The sequence below is a fragment of the Kitasatospora sp. NEAU-CNBT7 genome (assembly GCF_057220535.1).
Map to the genome: position 1 here is coordinate 129,474 of NZ_JBXQQB010000024.1, position 7,778 is coordinate 137,251.

Here is a 7,778-nt window from a genome sequence, read left to right on the forward strand (position 1 = left end):
GCCCCGCACTGCGCGGGGCACCCCTTCGGCGTGGTGCGGGAGCGGCCGGTCAGGCGGCGGGCAGCTCGTCGAGGCCCTCCTGGACCAGCTTGGCGACCCGGTCCAGCGCCGCGTCGGCGCCGTCCGCGTCCGAGGCGAGCACCACGGTGTCGCCGCCCTGGGCGCCGAGGCCGAGCAGGCCGAGCATCGAGCCGGCGTTGACGGGGCTGCCGCCTTCCTTGGCGATGGTCATCGGCAGGCCGGTGGAGGTCACGGCGCGGACGAAGACGGAGGCGGGACGGGCGTGCAGGCCCTCGGCCCAACCGATGGTGACGCGGCGCTCGGCCATGAGACGTGCCTTTCAGGTGGTGCTGGTACGCGCTGGTGCGTGCTGAGACAGCAAGGTTGTCTAGACCAGTGTTGCATGCCCGGCCCCCGGCGGCGCGCCCCGCCACGCACCTCCGCCCCCGCGGCCGCCCGCGCCGCCGGCCCGCCCCGCCGCACGGCCGGCGCCATCCGGCCCGCCGCCGGATAACCTGACCACCGTGGACGACTCCGCGGCCCGCCCCCCGCACCGGGGCGACGAGCACGGCTATCCCCGGCACTGGGAGGCCGACGTACTGCTGCGCGACGGCGGGACGGCCAGGATCCGGCCGATCACCGAGGCCGACGCCGAGCGCCTGGTGGAGTTCTACGAACAGGTCTCCGACCAGTCCAAGTACTTCCGCTTCTTCGCGCCCTACCCGCGGCTGTCCGACAAGGACGTCCGCCGCTTCACCCACCACGACTACGTCAACCGGGTCGGCCTCGCCGTGGTGGTCCGCGACCGCTTCATCGCCACCGTCCGCTACGACCGGATCGACGCCGACGGCCGCCCCTCCACCACCGGCACCGACGCCGAGGTGGCCTTCCTGGTGCAGGACGCCCACCAGGGCCGCGGCGTCGCCTCCGCCCTGCTGGAGCACATCGCGGCCGTCGCCCAGGAGCGCGGCATCCGCCGCTTCACCGCCGAGGTGCTGCCCGAGAACCGCAAGATGGTGAAGGTCTTCACCGACGCCGGCTACACCCAGCACCGCAGCATCGCCGACGGCGTGGTGCACCTGGAGTTCGACCTGGAGCCCACCGCGGCCTCGCTGGCCGTGATGCGCGCCCGCGAGCACCGCGCCGAGGCCCGCTCGGTGCAGCGGCTGCTCACCCCGCGCTCGGTCGCGGTGGTCGGGGTCTCCCGCAACCCGGCCTCGGTCGGCCGTTCGCTGCTGCGCGACCTGGCCGGGTTCCACGGCCCGGTCTACGCGGTCAACCGCAGCGCGCCGCCCGGCACCGACCTGGAAGGGGTGCCCAGCCACCGTTCGCTGCGCGAGATCCGCGACGCGGTCGACCTCGCCGTGATCGCCGTCCCCGAGCCGGGCGTGGCCGCCGCCGTCGCCGAGTGCGGGGCGCACGGCGTGCAGGGCCTGGTGGTGGTCACCGCCGGGTACGCCGAGACCGGGCCGGAGGGACGGGACCGGCAGCGGGCCCTGGTCCGCCAGGCCAGGGCCGCCGGGATGCGGGTGGTCGGCCCGAACGCGTTCGGCCTGATCAACACCGACCCCGAGCGCCCGCTGAACGCCTCGCTCGCCCCGGTGCTGCCCGAACGCGGCCCGTTCGGCCTGTTCTGCCAGTCCGGCGCGATCGGCGTCGCCCTGCTGGAGGCCGCCCACCGCCGCGGCCTCGGCGTCTCCTCCTTCGCCTCGGTCGGCAACCGCGCGGACGTCTCCGGCAACGACTGGCTGCAGTACGGCGAGGAGGACGAGGCCACCGAGGTCCTGCTGCTGTACCTGGAGTCCTTCGGCAACCCCCGCAAGTTCACCCGGATCGCCCGCCGGCTGGCCGCCGCCAAGCCCGTGGTGGTCCTCAAGGGCGCCCGGCACACCGGCAGCCTGCCGCCCGGCCACGCCGTCCAGCCCGCCGCCGGACGGCTGCGCGACGCCACCGTGGACGCCCTGTTCCAGCAGGCCGGGGTGGTCCGGGTGGACACCATCACCGAACTGTTCGACACCGGCGAGCTGCTCGCCGGACAGCCGCTGCCGGCCGGCGACCGGGTCGCGGTGGTCGGCAACTCCGACTCGCTCGGCCTGCTCACCCACGACGCCTGCCTCACCGCCGGGCTGCGCCCGCGCACCCCGGTCGACCTGACCACCGCCGCCACCGGCGAGAACTTCCGGATCGCCCTGCACACCGCGCTGCGCGACCCCGGCGTGGACGCGGTGATCGCGGTCGCCATCCCGCCGATCGGCGTCCAGGGCCCCGGCCCCGACCAGGAGCTGCGCACCGACGACCCGGAGATCGCCGCGGCGCTGCTGGACGCCGCCGTCCTCGGCCGCGAGCTCGGCAAGCCGCTGCTGCTCACCCACCTCGCGCTGACCGGCCTCGCGGAGCGCCTGCGGCCCGGCCGGATCCCCGCCTACCCGGCCCCGGAACGGGCCGTGCACGCGCTCGCCGACGCCGTCTCGTACGCCGACTGGCGCCGCCGGACCGCCGAGGCCGAGCAGACCGCCCGGGTGCCCGAACTGGACGGCATCGACGAGGCCGGCGCCCGGGAGCTGGTCGAGGCGGCCCTGAGCACCCCGGCCGCGGTGGCCGCCCGCACCCAGCCCGGCGGCGCCCGGGTCACCCTCCCCGAGGCCGACGCGCTGAGCCTGCTCGCGCGCTACGGGATCGAGGTCAGCCTGGCGGTCCCGGCCCCGGACGAGGAGAGCGCGGTGCGCGCCGCGGCCGCGCTCGGCTACCCGGTCGCCCTGAAAGCCACCGCCGAGCACCTGCGGCACCGCCCCGACCTGGGCAGCGTCCGGCTGGACCTGACCGGCGAGAGCGAGCTGCGCCGGGCCCACCGCGAGCTGGACGGTCTGCTCGGCGGCGCCGGCCGGGCCCGGCTGGTGGTGCAGCGGCTCGCGCCGCGCGGGGTGGACACCGTGATCGGCGCCACGGTGGACCCGGCGGTCGGCGCCATCCTGTCGTTCGGGCTGGCCGGCGCACCCTCCGAACTGCTCGGCGACCTGGCGCACCGGCTGGTGCCGGCCACCGACCGGGACGCCGCCGAACTGATCCGCGAGGTGCGGGCCGCGCCGCTGCTGTTCGGCTGGCGGGGGGCCGCGCCGGTCGACACCGGGGCGCTGGAGGAACTGCTGCTGCGGGTGTCGCGGCTGGTGGACGACCTGCCGGAGGTGGCCTCGGTCGACCTCGAACCGGTGGTGGTGGCCCCGCGCGGGCTGGCGGTGCTGGGCGCGCGGGTGCGGATCGCGCCCCTGCCGGTCCGGACCGATCTGGGGCCGCGCGCCATGAGCACCCTGTAACCTTTCGTGGTTGCGCCTCTGAGACGGGGTGCCCAAGGCCCGGAAGCTCGGCGCAGTGCCGCCCGCTTCGTCGGCGGGACATGCCAGGATGGAGTTATGGCCAAGACCGGTACCACCACCACGCAGGACCTGCGGTCCGCGATCGAGCGCAGCGGCTACTACCCGGCGCTGGTGTCCGAGGCGGTCGAGTCCGCGGTGGGCCCCGAGCCGATCAGCTCCTACCTGGTGCACCAGGAGACCACCTTCGACGCCAACGAGGTGCGCCGGCACGTCACCGTGCTGGTGCTGACCTCGTCACGCTTCGTGGTGAGCCACACCGACGAGCAGAACGGCGACGCGGGCAACCCGGTGCCGTACGCCACCACCTCGACCGAGACGGTCCGGCTGGACCGGATCAACTCGGTGGTGGTCAGCCGCATGGTCGCCAACCCCGAGACGTACACCCCCGGCACGCTGCCGCGGGAGGTCGTGCTGACCATCGGCTGGGGTGCGGTGCAGCGCCTCGACCTGGAGCCGGCCGGCTGCTCGGACCCGAACTGCGAGGCCGACCACGGCTACACCGGTTCGGCCACCGCCGACGACCTGTCGCTGCGGGTCAGCGAGGCGGGGGACGGTCCGGAGACGGTCGCCCAGGCGCTGGTGTTCGCCCGGGCGCTGTCCGAGGCGACCGTCGCCGACCGGGGCTGAGGCCGCCTGCGCATGCCCTACCTCGACTACGACTCCTTCGAGATCCTCGACCCGTCCGACGCCCCCGTGCCCGCGTACGGCAGCGGTTCGCTGGCCGACCTGCTGCCGGCGGTGGCGGCCGGGCTCGGCGTGGACGGCTTCCGCAGCGGTCTGGTGCTGGAACCGGCCGACCGGGTCTGCGTGTTCCTGGTCGACGGGATGGGCTGGGAGCTGATCCGCCGCCACCCGGAGTACGCGCCGTTCCTGACCTCCCTGATGGCCGGGGCCAACCCGATCACCGCGGGGTTCCCGTCCACCACGGCGACCTCGCTGGCCTCGGTCGGCACCGGCACCCCGCCCGGCCTGCACGGCCTGGCCGGGTACACGGTGGCGGTGCCGGGTGCCGGGTACCTGATGAACCAGCTGCGCTGGCAGCCGCCGGTGGACCCGGCCGGCTGGCAGCCGTACCCGACCGTGTTCGAGCAGGTCCACCGGGCCGGGGTGGCGACCAGTCAGATCTCCTCCCCGCTGTTCGCGCAGACCCCGCTGACCCGGGTGGCGCTGTCGGGCGGCTCCTTCCTCGGCCGGACCACCGGCGAGGAGCGGATGGACGAGGCGGCCCGCTGGCTGGCCGCCCACGACCGGGCGCTGGTGTACACCTACGTCAGCGAGCTGGACGGGGCCGGGCACCGCTTCGGGGTCGACTCCGACGAGTGGCGGATGATGCTCAACACCGTCGACCGGCTGGCCCGCCGGCTGGCCGAGCAGCTGCCGCCGCGCTCCGCGCTGTACGTCACCGCCGACCACGGCATGATCGACATCGCTCCGGAGGACCGGATCGACTTCGACGACGACTGGGAGCTGAGCGCGGGCGTCGCCCTGCTCGGCGGCGAGGGCCGGGCCCGGCACGTGTACGCGGTGCCGGGGGCGGCCGCCGACGTGTTCACCGTCTGGAGCGAGGTGCTGGGCGACCGGATGTGGGTCGCCACCCGGGACCAGGCGATAGCCGCGGGCTGGTTCGGCCCCGTGGTGGACGAGCGGGTCTACCACCGGATCGGCGACGTGGTGGCGGCCGCCCGGGACGACATCGCGGTGATCGCCTCCCGGAAGGAGCCCGGCGAGTCCTCGATGATCGGCCTGCACGGCTCGATGACCCCGGTCGAGCAGCTGGTGCCGCTGCTCGAAGTCCGCGCCTGACCGGCGACCTCTCTGAAAGGCCTTCGCTCCACCCATGGCTGAACTGGTGTTCTTCTCGGGCACGATGGACTGCGGCAAGTCGACGCTCGCGCTGCAGATGGACCACAACCACGCCGCGCGCGGACGCAAGGGCATCATCTTCACCCGCCACGACCGGGCCGGCGCCGCGACCATCTCCAGCCGGCTCGGCCTGCGCGCCGACGCGGTCGAGGTGGCCGACGCGTTCGACTTCCAGGCGCACGTGGTGCACCTGCTGTCGGCCGGCGGCAAGGTGGACTACCTGATCTGCGACGAGGCCCAGTTCTTCTCCGCCGAGCAGATCGACCAGCTCGCCCGGGTGGTCGACGAACTCGGCATCGACGTCTACACCTTCGGCATCACCACCGACTTCCGCACCCGGCTGTTCCCCGGCTCGCAGCGGCTGATCGAACTCGCCGACCGGGTCGAGGTGCTGCAGGTCGAGGCGCTGTGCTGGTGCGGCGCCCGGGCCACCCACAACGCCCGCACGGTCGGCGGGGTGATGGTGGTCGAGGGCGCCCAGGTGGTGATCGGCGACGTCGCCGTGAACGAGGACGAGATCGGCTACGAGGTGCTGTGCCGCCGCCACCACCGCCGCCGGCTCACCGCGGCCACCGCCCGCGCCGCCGTGCTCTCCCCGGACGTGCTGCCCTTCGAGGAGCACTCGCGCTGAGCCGGGTGCCCCGGCCGCCCCGGCCGGGCGACGGTCAGGGCCGGCCGGTCGCCGCCCCGGCGGGCCGCACCACCGAGAACCGGCCGCCCTGCGGATCGGCCAGCCGCGCCACCCGCCCGGACGGCGTGTCGTACGGCCCGATCTGCAGCGACCCGCCGAGGTCCAGCGCCCGGTGCACCGTCAGATCGGTGTCCGCGACGGTGAAGTGCACCCGCCACCGCGACGGCCCGCCTCCCGCGTCGGTGCTGTGCCGGATCCCGGCCGCCGGCTGCCCGCAGGCCGGCAGCCGGGCGCTGTCGTCCGCACCGTACGGGTCCGCGGCCGGCACCGTCCGGCCCGCCAGCGCCCGTCCCGCCAGCGCCCGTCCCGGCAGCGCCCGTCCCAGCACCGCCCGGTAGAACCCGGCCGCACCCTCGTCGTCGGCGGTGGCCAGCTCGCTCCAGGCGGGCGCGCCGGCCTCGCCGACCGCCTCCCACCCGAGGTGCTCGGCCGCCTCCCAGATCCCGAAGACCGCGCCCGACAGGTCCGCGGCGATGGCGAGCCGCCCGGCCCGGTCCGCGGTCAGCGGGCCGACCGCCACCGTGCCGCCGCACTCGCGGATCCGCTGGGCGACCCGGTCCGCGCTGTCGACCGCGAAGTAGGTGGTCCACTCCACCGGGTACGCGGTGCCCGGCGGGGTGACCCCGAGCCCGGCGACCTTCGCGCCGTTCGCGGTGGCCCGCACGTAGGCGCCCAGCCGCTCCGGTCCGGGCTCGAACTCCCAGCCCAGCAGGGCGCCGTAGAACTCCGTGGCGCCCGCCAGGTCAGTGGTCATCAGGCTCACCCAGCAGGGCGTGCCCTGAGCCAGCCGTACCTCCACCGCCGTCATCGCCGCTCCTCACCGGGTGGCCGACGTTCCCAGGCCGACATGGTTCCACCCCGGCCGGGCCGCCGGCCCCGCGACCGCCCGGCGAGCCGGGCAAAGACCGTACAAAGAGCTGACCGCAGCCGTCACAATGTCCGCATGACCGCTACGCCCACCCCGCTGATCCAGGCGGCCGAGCTGCACTCCGCGCTCGGCTCCGCCCGTCCGCCCGTCCTGCTGGACGTCCGCTGGCAGCTCGGCGGCCCGCCCGGGGCCGAGGAGTACGCCGCGGGTCACCTGCCCGGCGCGCACTTCCTGGACCTGGACCGCGAACTGGCCGCGCCGCCCGGCGCGGCCGGCCGCCACCCGCTGCCCGACCCGGAGGTGTTCGGCCGGGCGCTGCGCCGGGCCGGCGTACGGGCCGGGAGCCCGGTGGTGGTGTACGACGCGGGCCCGGCGACCTCGGCCGCGCGCGCCTGGTGGCTGCTGCGCTGGGCGGGGCACGGGGACGTCCGGGTGCTGGACGGCGGGCTGGCCGCCTGGCGGGCGGCCGGGCTGCCGGAGAGCACCGAGCGGCCGGCCGACGCCGGCGGCGACTTCCGGCCGGTGCCCGGGCAGCTGCCCACCCTGGACGCCGACGGCGCGGCCGAACTGGCCGCGACCGGCCTGCTGCTGGACGCCCGGGCGGGCGAGCGCTACCGCGGCGAGAGCGAACCGGTCGATCCGCGGGCCGGCCACATCCCGGGCGCCGTGTCGGCGCCGACCACGGACAACCTGACGGCCGACGGCCGGTTCCGCCCGGCGGCCGAACTGGCCGCCCGCTTCGACGCGCTGGGCGTCCCGGACCGGGTGACCGGGGTGTACTGCGGCTCCGGCGTGACCGCCGCCCACGAGCTGCTCGCGCTGGAGATCGCGGGGCGCCCGGGGGCGGCCCTGTACCCGGGGTCGTGGAGCGAGTGGTCGGGTGACCCGGCCCGGCCGGCCGCCACCGGCGCCCGGCCCTGACCCGTCGGCCCCGGACCCGTCGGCCCCTGAACGTGCGACAGGGCGGTGCGGTCCCCGACCGGGG

Annotated in this window: 7 protein-coding genes; 5 read left to right on the forward strand and 2 right to left on the reverse strand. The window is 75.9% G+C overall.

Annotated elements, in window-relative coordinates:
* Nucleotides 1-49: 49 nt before the first annotated feature.
* Entirely contained in the window at nt 50-328 is a 279-nt protein-coding gene (locus AC2TEW_RS27055; RefSeq protein WP_484625973.1) for an HPr family phosphocarrier protein, read from the reverse strand.
* 196 nt (nt 329-524) lie between these two features.
* Between AC2TEW_RS27055 and AC2TEW_RS27060 the strand changes: the two genes are divergently transcribed.
* The 4 genes from AC2TEW_RS27060 to AC2TEW_RS27075 all read left to right on the forward strand — a co-directional run bounded on the left by AC2TEW_RS27060 (nt 525) and on the right by AC2TEW_RS27075 (nt 5,865).
* Nucleotides 525-3,311 carry a bifunctional acetate--CoA ligase family protein/GNAT family N-acetyltransferase gene (locus tag AC2TEW_RS27060; RefSeq protein WP_484625974.1) on the forward strand — a complete coding sequence of 929 codons (2,787 nt, stop codon included), beginning with the start codon at nt 525-527 and terminating at the stop codon, nt 3,309-3,311.
* A gap of 96 nt (nt 3,312-3,407) precedes the next feature.
* Nucleotides 3,408-3,998 (forward strand): DUF5998 family protein, encoded by a 591-nt coding sequence (locus AC2TEW_RS27065; RefSeq protein WP_033824454.1) that lies wholly within the window; start codon nt 3,408-3,410, stop codon nt 3,996-3,998.
* 12 nt (nt 3,999-4,010) lie between these two features.
* Nucleotides 4,011-5,174 carry an alkaline phosphatase family protein gene (locus tag AC2TEW_RS27070; protein ID WP_484625975.1) on the forward strand — a complete coding sequence of 388 codons (1,164 nt, stop codon included), beginning with the start codon at nt 4,011-4,013 and terminating at the stop codon, nt 5,172-5,174.
* A gap of 34 nt (nt 5,175-5,208) precedes the next feature.
* Nucleotides 5,209-5,865 (forward strand): thymidine kinase, encoded by a 657-nt coding sequence (locus tag AC2TEW_RS27075; RefSeq protein ID WP_033824456.1) that lies wholly within the window; start codon nt 5,209-5,211, stop codon nt 5,863-5,865.
* A 34-nt stretch (nt 5,866-5,899) separates the two neighbouring features.
* Here AC2TEW_RS27075 and AC2TEW_RS27080 read toward each other — a convergent pair whose 3' ends face one another.
* Entirely contained in the window at nt 5,900-6,679 is a 780-nt protein-coding gene (locus AC2TEW_RS27080; protein WP_484625976.1) for a VOC family protein, read from the reverse strand.
* 189 nt (nt 6,680-6,868) lie between these two features.
* On the opposite strand from AC2TEW_RS27080, the gene AC2TEW_RS27085 reads away from it, so the two are divergent.
* Nucleotides 6,869-7,714, forward strand: a complete 846-nt coding sequence (locus AC2TEW_RS27085) for a sulfurtransferase (RefSeq protein WP_484625977.1) — start codon at nt 6,869-6,871, stop codon at nt 7,712-7,714.
* The last annotated feature ends 64 nt before the right edge of the window (nt 7,715-7,778 follow it).

What these genes read in the sequence shown, in the direction of transcription:
- AC2TEW_RS27065 (WP_033824454.1), top strand. Translation starts at nt 3,408, where the DNA reads ATGGCCAAGACCGGTACCACCACCACGCAGGACCTGCGGTCCGCGATC.
- AC2TEW_RS27085 (WP_484625977.1), top strand. Translation starts at nt 6,869, where the DNA reads ATGACCGCTACGCCCACCCCGCTGATCCAGGCGGCCGAGCTGCACTCC.
- AC2TEW_RS27070 (WP_484625975.1), top strand. Translation starts at nt 4,011, where the DNA reads ATGCCCTACCTCGACTACGACTCCTTCGAGATCCTCGACCCGTCCGAC.
- AC2TEW_RS27075 (WP_033824456.1), top strand. Translation starts at nt 5,209, where the DNA reads ATGGCTGAACTGGTGTTCTTCTCGGGCACGATGGACTGCGGCAAGTCG.
- AC2TEW_RS27055 (WP_484625973.1), bottom strand. Translation starts at nt 328, where the DNA reads ATGGCCGAGCGCCGCGTCACCATCGGTTGGGCCGAGGGCCTGCACGCC.
- AC2TEW_RS27080 (WP_484625976.1), bottom strand. Translation starts at nt 6,679, where the DNA reads ATGACCACTGACCTGGCGGGCGCCACGGAGTTCTACGGCGCCCTGCTG.